The organism is Providencia sp. 2023EL-00965 (assembly GCF_033550225.1).
Taxonomy (GTDB): domain Bacteria; phylum Pseudomonadota; class Gammaproteobacteria; order Enterobacterales; family Enterobacteriaceae; genus Providencia; species Providencia manganoxydans.
The window spans coordinates 81721-99578 of record NZ_JAWUEH010000006.1 but is presented as its reverse complement, the minus strand read 5'-3'; the positions used below and the strand labels follow the sequence as shown (position 1 = coordinate 99578).

Annotated in this window: 14 protein-coding genes; 11 read left to right on the top strand and 3 right to left on the bottom strand. The window is 40.2% G+C overall.

What is annotated here, in order from left to right:
- The first annotated feature begins 43 nt into the window (after positions 1-43).
- Entirely contained in the window at positions 44-3418 is a 3375-nt protein-coding gene (gene mscK / locus SC428_RS09750; protein ID WP_318707336.1) for a mechanosensitive channel MscK, read from the top strand.
- Here mscK and SC428_RS09745 read toward each other — a convergent pair whose 3' ends face one another.
- Positions 3419-3589, bottom strand: a complete 171-nt coding sequence (locus tag SC428_RS09745) for a YbaM family protein (RefSeq protein WP_081335838.1) — start codon at positions 3587-3589, stop codon at positions 3419-3421. It abuts the gene before it with no gap.
- Positions 3590-3968: 379 nt separating this feature from the next.
- Here SC428_RS09745 and SC428_RS09740 point away from each other — a divergent pair, with 379 nt between their 5' ends.
- Positions 3969-4961, top strand: a complete 993-nt coding sequence (locus tag SC428_RS09740; RefSeq protein ID WP_140181761.1) for an FUSC family protein — start codon at positions 3969-3971, stop codon at positions 4959-4961.
- On the opposite strand, the gene priC is transcribed toward SC428_RS09740, so the two are convergent.
- Complete coding sequence (priC, locus tag SC428_RS09735; RefSeq protein ID WP_070925178.1) at positions 4946-5494, bottom strand: primosomal replication protein PriC; 549 nt, start codon at positions 5492-5494, stop codon at positions 4946-4948. The genes SC428_RS09740 and priC overlap by 16 nt on opposite strands.
- Positions 5495-5834: 340 nt before the next feature.
- Between priC and apt the strand changes: the two genes are divergently transcribed.
- The 9 genes from apt (at position 5835) to SC428_RS09690 (ending at position 16102) form a co-directional block, all read left to right on the top strand.
- Entirely contained in the window at positions 5835-6386 is a 552-nt protein-coding gene (gene apt, locus SC428_RS09730) for an adenine phosphoribosyltransferase (protein WP_070925177.1), read from the top strand.
- A gap of 96 nt (positions 6387-6482) precedes the next feature.
- Positions 6483-8399, top strand: a complete 1917-nt coding sequence (gene dnaX / locus SC428_RS09725; RefSeq protein ID WP_140181757.1) for a DNA polymerase III subunit gamma/tau — start codon at positions 6483-6485, stop codon at positions 8397-8399.
- 49 nt (positions 8400-8448) lie between these two features.
- Positions 8449-8778, top strand: coding sequence for a YbaB/EbfC family nucleoid-associated protein (locus SC428_RS09720; RefSeq protein ID WP_070925175.1), 330 nt, complete (start codon positions 8449-8451; stop codon positions 8776-8778).
- A complete protein-coding gene (gene recR, locus SC428_RS09715) occupies positions 8778-9377 on the top strand; it encodes a recombination mediator RecR (protein WP_318707331.1) in 600 nt (199 codons plus the stop codon). Before SC428_RS09720 ends, recR begins: the two co-directional genes overlap by 1 nt.
- Positions 9378-9566: 189 nt before the next feature.
- On the top strand, positions 9567-11441 hold the full coding sequence (gene htpG, locus SC428_RS09710) for a molecular chaperone HtpG (RefSeq protein WP_139158606.1): 1875 nt from the start codon (positions 9567-9569) through the stop codon (positions 11439-11441).
- Positions 11442-11632: 191 nt separating this feature from the next.
- Complete coding sequence (adk, locus tag SC428_RS09705) at positions 11633-12277, top strand: adenylate kinase (protein WP_070925173.1); 645 nt, start codon at positions 11633-11635, stop codon at positions 12275-12277.
- Positions 12278-12395: 118 nt separating this feature from the next.
- Positions 12396-13361: a ferrochelatase gene (gene hemH / locus SC428_RS09700; RefSeq protein ID WP_140185810.1), complete on the top strand. Its 966-nt coding sequence runs from the start codon at positions 12396-12398 to the stop codon at positions 13359-13361.
- A gap of 123 nt (positions 13362-13484) precedes the next feature.
- A complete protein-coding gene (gene wzz(fepE) / locus SC428_RS09695; RefSeq protein WP_140181749.1) occupies positions 13485-14612 on the top strand; it encodes an LPS O-antigen length regulator Wzz(fepE) in 1128 nt (375 codons plus the stop codon).
- A 176-nt stretch (positions 14613-14788) separates the two neighbouring features.
- Complete coding sequence (locus SC428_RS09690) at positions 14789-16102, top strand: inosine/guanosine kinase (RefSeq protein ID WP_140181747.1); 1314 nt, start codon at positions 14789-14791, stop codon at positions 16100-16102.
- A 485-nt stretch (positions 16103-16587) separates the two neighbouring features.
- Here the strand turns inward: SC428_RS09690 and eutH are convergent, their stop codons facing one another.
- Positions 16588-17838 (bottom strand): ethanolamine utilization protein EutH, encoded by a 1251-nt coding sequence (gene eutH, locus SC428_RS09685; protein ID WP_140181745.1) that lies wholly within the window; start codon positions 17836-17838, stop codon positions 16588-16590.
- Between the last annotated feature and the right edge of the window lie 20 nt (positions 17839-17858).

The window sequence follows — 17858 nt, the reverse complement described above, 5'->3', positions numbered from 1 at the left end:
TATCGATTAAAAAATATAAATAAAACCTATTATGGGTTCAGTCATGCAGATAATGAAAAATCAATGGATTAGGCAGATTAGTGTGCTAGTCACACTCATGGTGTTATTATTTTCGGGTCATATCTTTGCCGCTACCAATCCCCTGCCAAGTAAAATCGATATTCAAAATCAACTGAACTCATTAAGTAAGAAAAGCAATCAAAGCGCTGAAGATAAGCTCTCGATAGCAGATTTAGAAAAAGCGCTCACGTTTTATGATGAATTAAATCGATTAGATAATAAGTCGGATGAACTGCAAAAAAGCCTTGAGAGAGCGAGTGATGATGCAAAGCACGCGGTACGTTCACTATTGCAATTAAAAAATAGTAGCGAAGAAGAAACGCTTAACTTTGCTAACAGTATTAAAAATGCCCCGCAATCTCAGCTTGAAAGTCTGCTCAGTAGCACATTAGAGCAATTACAGACAGAACAAAATGATCTTGCCACCTACAATAGTTATCTCATTAGCCTGCAAACCCAGCCTGAAAGAGCGCAAGCGATTATGTTGGACAACGCACGCCGGCTACAAGAGATCCGTAATGAATTAAACAGTGTGTTTAATGAATCAGCGAAGTTACGTGATACACAGATTGAGTTACTTCAGATAGAACAAAACTATTTGCAGCAGCAAAATGAATATCAAAAACATGTGCTACAGGGTAATACCCAATTACAGGATGTATTACAAAAACAGCGTGATTATACCACTTTATATATTGAGCAATTAGAAACACGCATTCAGCTGTTGCAATCTTTTATTAGTGATAAGCGATTAAATGATTCAGAGGCGACTGCGCGCGAAGCTCAAAGCTCGACAGAGAATAATTTACAGCTAAAACAAAATCCTTTAATTCAAAAAGAGTTAGCGATTAATAATGGATTAAGTGAGCGTTTGATCGAAGTGACTCAAGCGAATAACCGTATGGTGCAAAATAGCATTAGGGTAAAAGCATGGCTTGAGCGCGCAACACAGTCAGAACGTAATTTAAAAGAGCAAATCAGCGTGTTACGTGGGAGCTTGTTGTTATCGCGGATTTTGTTTCAACAGCAAATTGATTTGCCAAATGATATTTTAACTAAGAATCTACCTGTCACGATTGCTGATTTACGCCTTGAACAGTTTGATGTAGCACAGCAAAGAGATGCGCTCTATCAAGTGAATACTTATATTAGCAATATTGAAAAGCAGTTAGCCGAAAAATCAGGTGCTGAAACTGAAAAGGGGTTGTTATCCCCCGAAGATCGTGATGCGCTGATTAAGTTATTAGATGTCAGACGTGAGCTGTTAGATGAATTAAATTTGCAGCTAGGTAGTCAAATTTCCCAAGCAATTAATTTGCAGCTCGATCAAAATCAATTGTTGAGTGTTGTGAAGTCATTAGAAAACACGTTGGCGCAGCAAATTTTTTGGGTTAATAGTAATAAACCTATCGATCTTGCATGGGTAGAGGCCTTTCCTGACGCAGCCGCGCAACAAATTAGTCAGTTTGACTTTAGTTTATCGAAAGGGAGTATTAAAAGAGGGCTAACTAACTCATTATTAGTCGTACTCCCGCTGTTGCTATTAGCGCTCATATTTATTTGGCTCTATCGTAAGATTTCATTGCGTCTACAAGAAATTGACTATCGGTTATCCAGTTTAAGGCAAGATAGCTTGCTGAATACGCCAATCGCATTACTGCTTACCGTGCTGCAAACCATACCTGCTGCACTGTTTTTGTTAGCGGTGGGTTACTGGTTTTTGAAAACAGGTAATGCTCAAGGTGGGTTTGTTTGGGCACTCTGTCAGCAATTGGCCATTTTCTGGGTTCTTTTTGAATTAATATGGCGAGTATTGAAGCCAAAAGGGATTGCAGAGAAACATTTTGGTATCGATTCTGCTATCGTGTCGCAAACACGTAGACGGCTTACTCGGTTATCTATTCCTCTTTTACCTCTCATTTACTTTTCAACCTATGGGATCATCAATCCATTAAAAGTGTCTGAAGATGTTATTGGGCAACTCATTGTTTTAGCATCGCTATTGGTACTATTTATTTTTACATTGCCCTTCTGCAAACAGATTTGGCAGGAAAAAGGGAGTCATTTAACACGCTCTGTGGTGATAACACTTCTGACATTCTCACCATTAATATTAATTGGCTTAATGATGGCGGGGTATTATTACACTACGCTACGTTTAGCGAATCGTTGGTTAGACAGTTTGTACTTATTTTTGCTTTGGTATATTACCTATAATGCATGTTTACGTGGGCTGACTTTAGTTGCACGTAAACTGGCATATCAACGAGCCATCGAACGTCGCAAAGCACAGAACCAAGAAGAAAATGGCGAAAATGAACCAATTAAAGAACCGCCAATGACCATTGAGCTGATCAGCCAACAGTCGTTACGTTTAACATCGATGGTTCTGTTTATTATTTTTGCTCTGGGATTTTATGCCATTTGGTCTGATTTTATTACCATTTTCTCGTTTTTAGATAGTGTTGATTTATGGCATTACACTGGAACAACAGCGGAAGGAACCAACGTTTTACAGTCGGTGACGTTAGCTAATCTAATATTAGCTCTCGTGATTATTGTGGTTGCATGGATTATGACGCGTAACTTGCCGGGCTTGTTAGAAGTTCTAGTATTATCGCGTTTGAAATTGCGTCAGGGCTCAACGTATGCGATTACAACCATCCTGACTTATATTATTGTTGGGATTGGTGCGATTACTTCATTGGGGATGCTGGGGATCACATGGAGTAAACTTCAATGGTTAGCAGCGGCTTTAACGGTTGGTCTAGGTTTTGGTTTACAAGAGATATTTGCTAATTTTGTCTCAGGGATCATTTTATTGTTTGAAAGGCCAATTCGAATTGGCGATACAGTAACTATCGGGACTTATTCAGGTACCGTCAGTAAAATTCGGATTCGGGCAACAACAATTATCGATTTTGATCGCAAAGAGGTGATCATACCGAATAAGGCATTTGTGACTGAGCGTTTAATCAACTGGTCGCTCTCTGATACGGTGACAAGGATCACGGTTGCTATCGGTGTGGCTTATGGCTCAGATCTTGATAAAGTGAAACAGGTATTATTAAGCGCGGCCACGTCAAACAGTAAGGTGATGACAGAGCCTGGGCCTGCGGTTTATTTTACTGGATTTGGTGCGAGCACTTTAGATCATGAACTGCGTTTTTATGTCCGCCAAATTGGTGACCGAGGAACGACCAGTGATGAAGTGAATCGTGCAATAGATAGGTTATGTCGAGAAAATGATATTAATATAGCCTTTAATCAGTTAGAAGTTCATCTACATAATAATCAAGGTGATGAGCTTCAAGAAATCAAGCGTGATCCTAAAAAGAAAACAGATTTTGATGATTAATTACTCGCTAGGTAAGCAGGTTGCTTCAGTAGCCTGTTTAGTGAGGTAATCGTTTTTGACAATTTCAAGCGCTTTCAAAACCACATCAGTATCAATATCTGATGTTTCGAGTAGATAGATTAAGTCAACAGCGAGTTGGGTCTCTTGCGGGGCGTCCTTTAGTAAGTCCATACGTGCTCCTTATGATTAATAACGCAATTTATATTCGTCTACTCGTTATACTTTAAGTTGCAGTGCTTTCCGTCAGATATGATAGCTACTATTGAATGATTTAGACTGTATATCTATGTAGGGATAGTAAATTTTTCTCATAATGAGGGCAAGTCGATTTTGGATTTTATAGCAGGATAACCGTGTTGGAGTTGCATGATAAAATAGTGAATATATTAAATAATGAACTATTATCTAGAGTCCAAACAGATAAAGATATTAATTAGATTATCCTTAAAAGACAATGGGATATAACCTACTAGTTTGTGTTGTGATAGCTATAGAGGCATGTTAGTGTATTAGTGCTCTTTTATTGAAATGAATGTAATTAGGTGATGTTGTGACGAAATTATCAGAAAGTTTTTACTTAACATTTTGTGTTGTGGTCAGCTTTCTCATTACTTATCAAGTCGCAGGTATTGATGCGACATTATGGAGTTCGTTGTCAACACTACATGGCTATACTATTTTCAATAAAGCGAGCCGTTACAAAAACATTGTTTATTCATTGTTATGTTCTTTATTTGTATTTGTTGGTTCCGCCCTAGGTTACTACCTTGGAATTAATTATTTATTCTTTATCGTTTTATTTTTAGCGCCTTTTTTCTACTATCAATTTTATAATATTGATTCATCTTTAGATATGTCGATTAAGTACTTTATGATTTTTTATATCATAGGGGCGACATTGAACAAAGCCAGTTTTGATGGGTTAGTGATAGGTTTACTGATTGGTACCTTTATCACACTTGCTTTCTGCTATAGTATGAGTAAGCGTGAAAAGATATCTTTATTTCAGATTAAAAAATATATTTCCCTAAAAAGAGATAAGCTAAACTACAACTTAATTTATCAATCATTGATTTACTCGATTGGGCTAGTGCTATGTGTTTTAGTCTCTAGAGCTATCAATGTAGACCACTTTTTTTGGGCACCGCTGACCTTTATTTTTGTATTGAATCCTAAACTCACAAATATTATTAAGCTAACTCGTGACAGAGTGATTGGTACATTAATTGTGGTGTTTGTATTGTATTTATCCTTCAATACCGCGGTGCTGATGCCTTACATTGGTTTTGCTCTTATCTTATTATTTTCATTCTTGATCCCAATTAGTAATAATAAGAAGAATAATGTATTTGGTACTTTTTGTATCACAGGGTTAGTATTATCACTGATCGAAATGTCAATTTATTTTAATAATGTTGACTACCACTTATTGTCCGAAAGGATCATGGAAACGTTGATAGGTGGTTTGTTCGCTATCGTTTGTAGTTATTGCATTAAATCGTTAATGAAGCGATCTACGGTAAAAACTCACTCTAAAAATTGATTTTCTTGATGTTCAATCGCTTTTTCAATGCGGATCAGTGCTTGGCGGCAACGATATAGCCGCCCAGCTAACGTCGCAATCTCTTTTTGGCATTGGTGGCGTTTTGTGTGATCGCTTAAGGTGCTGAGTTGCAGTTCACGTTCGTTCATCATGCCAACTAAGCGGCGTTCATAATCTTGATGCTGTGCTAAGCGTTCATAAAGATCAACTTGTTCTTTCTTTTCTTGAAAGGCGTTTTCTTTGTCGCGTAAAGATTGTGTCGATAGCTCCCGTGACAGTGCTTGGATTTGATGAGCAATTTTCTCTGTTAGAAAATTTACTTGCTCTTTGTGATTGAGTGATACGCTGTTACAGAGTTGTTGATACAACTTATCGAGCTCTTTCTGACAATCACCTAGATGGGTTGATTTACTACTAAAAAGCTGGCTATCAAAGCGTGAATGTGAAAATTCCTGGTCGGCAATGGGAGCAATGCGTGCTTGTAGTTGCTCGATTTGTATCTTTAACACATCTAAAAGAGATTTAGTCTTCATTTTAATTCCAATAAAAGTTAAAAAGTATGAAAAATTGATGTGTGTTAATATACGCTAAATAATTTGAGGGCTGCTATCATACTTAATGGAAAACACTGAAAATTGAAGTATGATGATCATAGAACAAACCGTAAATATACGGCCTCTTATTGCAATTTTATGGTACTTTAAATAGATTCTATACTCTAAATAATTCGAGGTGCAGCTAGGCGACAAGTGAACGAGTCGCTAGGAGCATAGATAACTATGTGACTGGCGCGAGTGAACGCAGTTCAACAACGCTGCAACTTGAAGTATGACGAGTATATCCTTTCGTATTTATACTATATTGGCACTTATTATGACCGCTAAAGAGCAACAACTGCAATTAATTAAAGAAAGTATCGCATCAATCCCTGATTATCCAAAGGAAGGTGTGCTATTTCGTGATATTACGACATTATTGAACAATCCTACTGCTTATCAGGCAACTATCGATCTGCTGGTAGAGCATTATAAAGACAGAGGTGTGACTAAAATTGTTGGTACGGAAGCCCGCGGTTTTCTCTTTGGTGCGCCTGTTGCATTGCGCCTAGGTGTTGGCTTTGTTCCTGTACGTAAAAAAGGCAAATTGCCACGTGAAGTGCTCAGTATGACATATGCTTTGGAATACGGTACAGATACTCTTGAAATCCATAAAGATAGCATTCAGCCTGAAGATAATGTTTTGGTGATTGATGATCTACTGGCGACAGGGGGAACTATTGAAGCTACTGTCAAAATGATTAAACAGTTAGGTGCAAATATTGTTGATGCCGCGTTTATCATTAGCCTACCTGATCTTGGTGGTGTAGAACGTCTTGCCGCAGAAGGTATCCATTCATTTAGTTTAGTTGAATTCCCAGGTCACTAATCCTAATTTTCACGACTATTTTTATCACAGTCTCGCCGTAAGGGATGAGGCTGTGGTAGCATGGTGCTATCACCCTGTTTAGAAACTGCATAATTCATGAGCTATCAGGTACTTGCCCGTAAGTGGCGCCCCCAAAAATTTTCTGATGTCGTTGGTCAGCAGCATGTATTGACCGCACTCGCAAATGGTCTGGAGCACCAGAGGCTCCATCACGCCTATCTGTTTTCTGGTACCCGTGGTGTCGGCAAAACAACAATCGCTCGTCTCTTTGCAAAAGGCCTTAATTGCGAAACAGGGATCACCGCAACACCTTGTGGTAAATGTGCAAATTGCTTAGAAATAGAACAAGGCCGTTTTGTTGATTTGATTGAAATTGATGCGGCATCAAGAACAAAAGTTGAGGACACCCGCGAGTTATTAGATAACGTACAGTACGCACCGGCTCGTGGCCGCTTTAAAGTGTATCTTATCGATGAAGTGCACATGTTATCGCGTCATAGCTTCAATGCGTTGCTCAAAACGCTGGAAGAGCCACCTGAACATGTCAAGTTTTTGCTTGCGACCACGGATCCGCAAAAGCTGCCAGTGACAATTCTGTCGCGTTGCTTACAGTTCCACTTAAAAGCGTTGGATGTTGCTCAAATCAGCGAACAACTGGAACATATTTTAAATGCAGAAGGCATTGAACATGATAGCCGAGCTCGCCAATTGCTCTCACGAGCAGCAGATGGCAGTTTACGTGACGCACTGAGTTTAACTGACCAAGCCATTGCAATGGGGCAAGGAAAGGTGACCGCGGACATCGTCAGCCAAATGTTAGGCACGCTGGATGATGAACAACCTTTAGCCATTATTGAAGCGTTGATTCGTGCAGATGGCATTGCTGTGATGTCGGAAGTAGAACAAGCCGCAGTGCGAGGCGCAGACTGGGAAAACCTACTGGTTGAGATACTTTCGTTGTTGCACCGTATCGCGATGATCCAGCTGTTACCTGCTGTCAAAGAGACGGATCCTTCTTCAACGGAAGGGCGGCTCAGGCAAATTGCACGAATGATTTCGCCAGCAGACTTGCAATTATTTTATCAAACGTTGCTAGTTGGTCGTCGTGATCTCCCTTATGCACCAGAGCGCCGTATGGGCGTTGAAATGGCATTGTTACGTGCATTGGCCTTCCACCCTAAAAATGTGATTGAAGAACCTATATCACCAGCTCCAACGACCCAACTAACTCCGCCTACAGTGGCACGGACAGCGCCACCCGCTCGTCCAGCTCCAGCCGTAATAGCGGAAAATAGCCCAACCTCACAGTTATTAAAAGCCAGAGAAGCCTTGCTCTCTTCGCAAAATGAGGGCTCCAACGCAAAAAAGAATAAACCGGCCGCGCCTGAACAGGCTAAGCCGGCGATGTCAGCACTTGAGAGGCTGGCAGCTGTCACCAGCCAACATCAGCAAAATATAGCGAGCCGTGCAGCGGAAACCAAAAAAGCGACTAAGGCCAAGCCTTATCAGTGGCGACCGCAGTTTGAAGATAGCCAAGCAAAAGAGGCGGTTACAACCCCTACAGAGATAAAAGAAGCGCTCGAATATGAAAAAACGCCTGAATTGGCAATGAAAATTATTGAGGAAGGGCGTGAAAGAGATAGCTGGTCAGCAGAAATTGCACAATTAAAAATACCTAAGCTAGTTGAACAATTAGCTTTGAATTCATATATAGAAAGAATAGGTGAATCGCAAATGGTTTTGCATTTGCGTTCCACACAACGTCATTTGAATAAGCCTTCGGCACAAGAAGCTTTGCAAAGTGCATTAAGCCAACATTATGGTCATCCTGTTGAATTGAATATTGTTCAAGATGATAATAATGAGGTGAAAACACCGCTAGAATGGCGACAAGCAATTTATGAAGAGAAGCTGGCGCAAGCTCGCCAGTCAATTATTGCGGATAAAACGATTCAAAAGCTGCGCTCAATGTTTGATGCTCAGTTAGACGAAGAGAGTATCCGCCCCGTTTAACGCTACAGTCTCTGTGAGTAAGCTGTGGCCTCAGTAGTGAGAGATGACTATGTTTGGTAAAGGTGGTTTGGGGAACCTGATGAAGCAGGCCCAACAGATGCAAGACAAAATGCAGAAAGTTCAGGAAGAAATTGCCAACCTAGAAGCTACAGGCGAATCTGGAGCTGGTCTGGTTAAAGTGACAATTAATGGATCACATAACTGCCGCCGCGTTGAAATTGACCCAAGTCTGCTTGAAGATGACAAAGACATGTTGGAAGATTTGATTGCCGCTGCATTCAATGATGCAGCTCGTCGTATCGAAGAAACGCAAAAAGAGAAAATGGCGAGTGTTTCAAGTGGTATGCAATTGCCACCTGGCTTTAAGATGCCATTCTAATGCAAACCAGTCCGCTTCTTGAGTCGTTAATGGAAGCTTTGCGCTGTCTCCTAGGAGTGGGGCCAAAGTCAGCGCAGCGAATGGCTTTTCATCTACTCCAGCGTGATCGTAGTGGCGGCATGCGCTTAGCGCAGTCGCTCACTCGCGCGATGTCAGAAATAGGCCATTGTCGTGATTGTCGCACTTTTACTGAACAAGAAGTGTGCAATATCTGCGAGAATCCACGGCGTCAGCAAAATGGATTGATTTGTGTGGTTGAAAGCCCCGCAGATATCTATGCTGTTGAACAAACTGGGCAGTTCTCAGGGCGTTACTTTGTATTGATGGGGCATTTATCGCCTCTCGATGGTATTGGGCCTATGGATATTGGTCTTGATAGGCTAGAAGAGCGCTTATCTTCTGAAACCATTACAGAAGTGATACTCGCAACTAACCCGACTGTTGAAGGCGAAGCAACAGCAAACTATATTGGGCAAATGTGTGCGCAATATGGGGTGACAGCTAGCCGTATTGCTCATGGCGTTCCTGTTGGTGGTGAACTCGAAATGGTTGATGGTACAACACTTTCTCACTCCTTAGCGGGAAGACAGAGAATATAGTTATTTTTCAAGCTACAGGTCTACTTGGTAGCTTGAAAAATATTTAATAAAATGAATTAATCACATCCAAATTCCCCTAGCTTTACCGCTTTTTTACCTTACTGAGTTGAATTCTTATTTTTTGCCCCCAGTTAAACTTCATCGATTAGTCAAAACTATCCTATTAGATTGATGATATAGAGGCCATTAATGAGTATGAAAGGACAAGAAACTCGTGGGTTCCAATCCGAAGTAAAACAACTTCTCCAGTTGATGATCCACTCTCTTTACTCAAACAAAGAAATCTTTTTGCGTGAACTTATTTCAAACGCATCTGATGCCGCAGATAAATTACGTTTTAGAGCTCTGTCTAAACCAGAACTGTATGAAAACGATGGTGAACTGCGTGTTCGCATCAGCGCAGATAAAGAGAATGGAACACTGACGATTAGCGATAACGGTATCGGTATGAGCCGTGATGAAGTTATTGATAACTTAGGAACTATCGCTAAATCAGGTACAAAAGCCTTTTTAGAATCTTTGGGTACTGACCAAGCAAAAGATAGCCAAATGATTGGCCAATTTGGTGTTGGTTTTTACTCTGCATTTATTGTTGCCGATAAAGTCACTGTTCGCAGCCGTGCTGCCGGTGCAGCAGCAGATCAAGGTGTGTTTTGGGAGTCGGCAGGTGAGGGTGAATATACTATCGCTGATATCGAAAAAGCCGAACGTGGTACTGAAATCACGTTACATTTACGTGCCGATGAAAGCGAATTTTTAGATAACTGGCGTTTACGCTCAGTGATCAGCAAATATTCTGACCATATTGCGTTGCCTGTTGAAATTGAAGTTAAGAACGAAGAAGACGGCACAATCACTTGGGAAAAAATCAATCAAGCAAAAGCATTATGGACGCGCAATAAATCTGAGATTTCAGATGAAGAGTACACTGAATTCTATAAACATATTTCCCATGATTATGCAGATCCACTAACGTGGTCACATAACCGTGTTGAAGGTAAGCAAGAGTATACGAGCTTGCTGTATATCCCTTCACAGGCACCATTTGATATGTGGAATCGTGAACAGCGTCATGGATTAAAATTATATGTTCAGCGTGTATTTATTATGGATGATGCTGAACAATTCATGCCTAACTATCTACGTTTTGTGCGTGGTGTCTTGGACTCTAACGATTTACCACTCAACGTCTCTCGCGAAATTTTGCAAGATAGTGCATTAACGCGTAGCTTACGTAGCGCACTGACTAAACGTGTGCTACAGATGTTGGAAAAATTAGCTAAGAACGACGCAGAAAAGTATCAAACTTTCTGGCAGCAATTTGGGCTAGTGATGAAAGAAGGCCCTGCGGAAGATAGTAGCAACGGTGAAGCGATTGCTAAGCTATTACGTTTTGCCTCCACTTATAATGAGAGTAGTGAGCAGAGCGTCTCTTTAGAGCAATACATCAGCCGTATGGTCGATGGTCAGGATAAAATCTATTACATTACTGCTGATAGCTATGCAGCAGCGAAGAGCAGCCCTCACTTAGAGCTATTCCGTAAAAAAGGTATCGAGGTATTACTGCTTTCCGATCGTATTGATGAGTGGATGATGAACTACTTGTCTGAGTTTGATGGCAAACAGTTCCAATCGGTGAGTAAAGCGGATGAGTCGCTAGACAAACTAGCAGATGAAAATAAAGCTGAGCAAGAAGAAGCAGAAAAGCAGTTAGAGCCATTTGTTGAGCGTGTTAAAACCTTGCTAGGTGAACGGGTTAAAGAAGTTAAACTCACACATCGTTTAACAGATACACCTGCGATTGTAACCACAAATGCAGATGAAATGAGTACCCAGATGGCTAAATTGTTTGCTGCTGCGGGTCAGGCTGCTCCGGAAGTTAAATATAACTTCGAATTGAATCCAGCACATCCATTGGTCAAGAAAGCATCTGAAGTCACTGATGAGGCTTTGTTTGCTGATTGGATTGATGTGCTATTGGATCAAGCGTTGCTCGCTGAGCGTGGAACATTAGAAGATCCAAATTTATTTATTCGTAAAATCAATGAATTATTATTAAAATAACGCAGCGATGAAGTTTCGTTTTTGAGCAAAAACCACGTTTTAGCTTGTGCTTTAGCGTGGTTTTTTTCTTTTGCGAAAGAAGTTAAATGCGAAAACGTTTACGTGTGTTCTTGAGTAAAGCGCCATGCTAATGGTATGGTATCTTGTTTTCTTTCAAATTATAAAAAACTAAATAGCAAGGGGTTTACGCAATGCGTATCATTCTGCTCGGTGCTCCAGGCGCCGGTAAGGGCACTCAAGCTCAATTTATTATGGAGAAATTTGGGATCCCACAAATTTCAACTGGCGATATGCTACGTGCAGCAGTTAAAGCGGGTAGTGAGCTAGGTTTACAAGCAAAAGAGCTAATGGATAACGGTAAACTAGTTACTGATGAATTAGTTATTGCATTGGTTAAAGAGCGCATCAAACAAGATGACTGCCGCAATGGCTTCTTGTTGGATGGGTTCCCGCGTACGATCCCACAAGCAGATGCAATGAAAGAAGCTGGCATTAACGTTGATTTCGTACTTGAATTCGATGTACCAGATGAAATCATTGTTGAGCGTATCATTGGTCGCCGTGTACATGCGCCTTCAGGCCGTGTTTATCATGTGACATTCAACCCACCTAAAGTTGAAAACAAAGATGATGTCACTGGTGATGAGCTGACTATTCGTAAAGATGATCAAGAAGATACCGTTCGTAAGCGTTTGGTTGAATATCATGATTTGACTGCGCCTTTGGTTGCTTATTATCAAAAAGAAGCCGAAGCAGGCAATACCAAGTACTTCAAGCTTGATGGCACCCGTAAAGTGACTGAAGTGAGTGCTGAATTAGCAAAAATTCTTGGCTAATTAGTCACCATAGTTACCAGCAAAGGCAGCGATAACCGCTGCCTTTGCTTTTAGGCAATAAAAAGATTGTATTATGTGTTATAAAGTTGGGAATAATTATCATTAAGGAGTAATCATCGTGTCTGAATGTAAATATGGCATTTTATTGGTTAACTTAGGAACCCCTGATTCCCCAACAACCCCAGCAGTTAAGCGTTACCTCGCAGAATTTTTAAGTGATGAGCGTGTTATTGATGTTCCTCGGCTTATTTGGAAGCCTATCTTACACGGTGCTATTTTACCTTTTCGCTCACCAAAAGTGGCTAAGCTGTATCAATCTATTTGGACAGAGGAAGGTTCGCCATTACTAGCCTATACTTTACGTCAAAAGGAAAAACTTGCTCCGCACTTCCCTAATATCCCAATGGAAGTCGGAATGAGTTATGGTTCACCTTCCTTAAAAAGTGCGATTGATGCACTGATGAGCCAAGGGGTGACAGAGTTAGTAGTGTTGCCACTTTATCCACAATATTCCTGTACAACGACAGCAGCGGTTTATGATGGCATTTCTGCTATCTTTAAAAAGATGCGTACAATACCGTCATTACATTTTATTCGTCATTACGCAACACACCCCGATTATATTCAGGGATTAGTGAACTCTATTGAGAAAAGTTTTGCACAACATGGTGAGCCCGATAGATTAGTCATATCGTTTCACGGGATCCCAAAAAGATATATTGAAACTGGCGATATATATGAACAAGATTGTCAAAAAACGACCGATTTAATTAAACAAAGATTAAACTATCCACAAGATCGTATATTGATGACTTATCAATCTCGTTTTGGCCGAGAGCCTTGGTTAACACCATATACTGATGAAACAATGAACGAATTACCTCATAAAGGAGTAACGTCAGTTCAGGTAATATGTCCGGGTTTTTCTGCGGATTGCTTAGAAACACTGGAAGAAATTAGTGAGCAAAATCAACACTTTTTCAAAAGTAACGGCGGAAAGTCATTTCACTATATACCGGCTTTAAATGATAGTGATGACAATATTAACTTATTTAAATCACTTATTAGTAGTAAAATTAGATAGCTTTAACTTTTAAATTGAGATAAAAACGGGTGTTAATCGATATATCATAAATTGGAAAAATCATTATACTAGCCGATATAAAAATTAGTAGTATTCTTAATTTGGTATTTAATTGGAAATTATATGAGCACTGATAAAGAATCGCAGGATGGTAAAACAGCCGCAAAAATACAGGTCCCACAATTTAATATGCAGCAAAGCGATGAAATTGATTTAATGGCCCTGTTTGCTGTTTTAGTGAGAAATAAACTTCTTATTATCGCTATCACTGTTGTTATCACACTTATCAGTGCATTAGTGGTCACTCAGTTACCACAAAAATGGAGTAGTACGGCGGTTATTATTCCGCCATCATCTGAAGAAATCAAAGATATCAATACATTGGGTGCCCAATTAACAGTGTTAGATGTCAAAATTGATTTATCAGCGTCACGAATATTTAGTGCTTTTGTTGATCAATATCGTTCTAAGGTTAACCAAGAAGCTTATGTTCGTAGTACTGAATACTATAAAAAGCTAGCTGAACAAGTTGATCCTGCTGATAAAGAAAATGGTGACCAACGTTTGGTTAATACCATTATCGCGAATAGCATCCAAATCCAAGATCAGTCAAAAGAGAAAAATAGTACGTCAACCGACATCGTACTGACGTTTACTGCACCGCAGCCTTCTGAGGCTCAGGACTTGTTAGCGGGCTATGTCCGCTATACTGCAACAAAGGTCAGGGAACAGTTTAAGCTCGATATTCAAAATGCAATTGCGCGTCAGTTAGTATTTGCCAATGAAACTTTCAAACAGGAAGTGACTAAAATTCGTACTGAATATGATGTCAAAGTTGAAAGGTTGAAACGCGCTATTGATATCGCTAAAGCGGCGGGTGTACGTAAGCCTATTGTGACGGATTCTGCAATTATCAGTGATGATCCTGATTATCCTATCGCATTAGGGACTGAGGCACTGGAGAAAAAACTGGCGATTGAGCTACAAAACCGTGATATTGCATTGTTGAGCGAAGACTTACAAATTCGCCAACACTATATCAAAAACCTCTCTGAATTGGATATTGATACTATCGAATTTATGCCAATTAAATTTATTTTAGCGCCTGACTTACCGACGAAAAAGGATTCACCAAAATCTGCATTGATTGTTGCTCTGAGTGCTATCTTAGCTATGATCTTAAGCTGCTCATATGTGTTAACTCGCGAGCTATATCGTGATTTTAAAAAAAATAACACGCTGACTAAATAGCCAATACATTCGTTATACTGGTTATACCTTGAGGTACAGCTAGGCTACACTCACTTGTAGCCTAGCTGTACCTCAAACGATTTAGAGTCTACAAAGCGAGTACCTTCATGAGAGGTGCTGGCTTTTATTTATCGTGCTAGAATAACCTTCAATGTATACTTTCAAACTTGTTCACTATGAAATTCCCCGGTCAACGTAAATCAAAGCATTACTTTCCTGTTAGTCTTAAAGATCCGCTGTTACAGCCTATTAAAGAACGTATGGATGACAGTGAAAACTGCAAATCTTATATTGTCGGCATTGACCAAACCTTGGTAGATATTGAAGCTAAGGTCGATGATTCGTTTATTGAACGTTATCAGCTAAGTAAAGGTCATTCGTTAGTTATTGAAGATGATGCAGCAGAAGCGCTGTATGAAGAGTTAACCAGCAATTCATTAATTACGCATGAGTTTGCTGGGGGCACTATTGGCAATACACTGCACAACTATTCAGTGCTTGCTGATGACCGTTCAGTCTTATTGGGTACGATGTGTAACAACATTCAAATAGGCAGCTATTCTTATCGATACCTATGCCATACCTCAAGTCGTATGGATCTCAACTACTTGCAAGGGGTTGATGGGCCTATTGGGCGTTGTTTTACTTTGATTACTGAAAACGGTGAACGAACATTTGCCATTAGTCCGGGGCATATGAATCGCTTACGCCCTGAAAGTATTCCAGAAGAAATTATTGCAGGCGCTTCAGCATTAGTATTAACCGCTTACTTAGTACGCTGTAAACCCGGTGAGACCATGCCTGAAGCGACCATGCAAGCGATCCATTATGCTAAAAAACACAATGTCCCTGTGGTATTGACGTTAGGGACTAAATTTGTGATTGCACAAGATCCGCAATTTTGGCGTGATTTTCTTGCAGAGCATGTATCAGTAGTAGCAATGAATGAAGATGAAGCATTAGAACTCACTGGTTTTAATGATCCCTTACTTGCCTCTGATATGGCACTAAATTGGGTTGATCTTGTTTTGTGTACCGCAGGGCCATCAGGGCTTTATATGGCCGGTTACACTGAAGAGGCTTTTAAACGAACAACTCAACACCCGTTGCTACCAGGAGCGATTGCTGAATTTAATTTGTATGAATTTAGTCGAGCTATGCGTAGACAGGATTGTGATGTTCCAATGCGCATCTATTCACACATTGAGCCTTACATGGGGGGGCCTGAAAAAATCATGAACACGAATGGCGCAGGTGATGGTGCGTTATCGGCTTTATTACATGATATTACGGCTAATTCCTATCATCGCATGAATGTACCTAATTCAAGTAAACATAGTCGTCAATACTTAACTTACTCTTCACTGGCGCAAGTATGTAAGTATGCTAATCGTGTTAGTTATCAAGTGCTTTCTCAGCATTCTCCTCGTTTAACACGGGGTTTACCAGAAAAAGAAGATAGTTTAGAAGAATCTTACTGGGATCGATAATTTTTACGAAGTATCTGTATAAACAATACCTCATGGTGTAAAGCCTTGGGGTATTTTTTTGTGGGGAGAAAAAGAAAAAACCCCCCACACAGTGGGGGAAGGAGGACACAAAAAATATCATCAATAATGGTTTAGGCGAGATTAAGTATAACTACTCATATGTTCTAAAAAATGAAGAAAATATGAATAAATTTATTATTGATGTTTCTTATTTGGATTTATTGCAGGATTAAATATCATCGTTGGTAGTATCACGAGAGAAAGTAAATATTATCTAATTGATCTTTATTTAAAAAGAGTAAACTGTGTTTTTAGGCGACTATCAGATAGGGTATTTTTGACAGAATTGACTAATAATTTGAAACAAATAAGAAAAACAATCTATTGGTGCTCAATTGTGAATACGGAGTGGGATAGATCATGCTTTATCCCACTCCATCAATAATTTTAGTGCAGTGTTACCAACGTACTAGTTATTAAAAAGATTACGCTTGTTTCGCAACGGCTATAGGCTGTTCCTGATGAGCATTCTCCAGTGCTTTTTCATCTTCGGCCTCATAACGCATCGCTTGTGGTACTGAAATTTTGATAGCGATGAAGACGGCTAGGAAACCGCCAACCAGTTTGCCCAGTAAAATTGGGATCACGAGATTTGGCTGGAAGTTTGCTGTGAATGCTAAGTGGTCACCAATGGTTGCTTGAGCACAAACACCAAATGCCACACACAGTACTTTATCTCTTGCACGCATATCTTTAAATAAATGATAGGTTGCGATGATATTTGCCATTACCATGATAAAACCTAACGACCCGCTTTCGGTTAACTTTAAACGACGACTAAGCGAACGAACTAAAGGTTTGCAGTAGCGCTGGAACAAGTAGCAAATAGGGAAAGTCCCTGCCAACATGATGCCAATATAGCCAGCGATCTCGATGGCTCGGAATAACTCATTTTGATCGGCAAATAGCGGATCGAAACCCCACGCTCCAAACACTTTTGTGAATACGCCTGTAAAGTGTTCTACAATCGAGAATGCCAGCACTAGCTTGACGAAAGCATCCATGATCTTACCAAAAATCAAAAAGCCGGTAACCATCATCATAGGGCGATACTTCAAGCCAGCGGCAAGCAAGAAGCAGAATACAAACAGCGGCATTAAGTACTGTAGCATGGTCAGAAAATCAAGAGTCAAATGGTGAGCTGCTGGTGAATTAGTCGAAATAATATCTCTGACAGGGATATTATTGAAAGTGATCAATAATAACGATGCCAATACACCGAAAGGTATTGAAATCAGCCCTGCCATTGCGCCTAGTGCAAGGTATTTATGATCTTTGCGGTTTAGCATAGTTAAACCAACAGGGATCAAATAGACAATAGTTGCTCCAGAGGTATAACCGATCAGCATCGCCGTGATCCACATATCGCGGTTAGTGGTCAATGCATCTGCTAGCTGGTATCCCCCCATGTCAACCGCAATAATGGATAATGCGGCAATGGAAACATCGGAGCCAACGGATGAGAATACTGGCCCAAGTATATAAGAGATAAGTTGAGAAAGCAGAGGTACAGCTGCCATGATCCCCGCTTGCGCTAAAAATACTGGGCCAATGGAGAAAATACCATTAACAAACTCTTTCCCTAAATCACTGGTAGGTCTAACAATTGAGGCGACGGCGCCGACAACAGCGCCCACCATAATCAAATAAATAATGTAATTACCGAATTCAGCCATAGTAGGGTTTCCTTTTATTA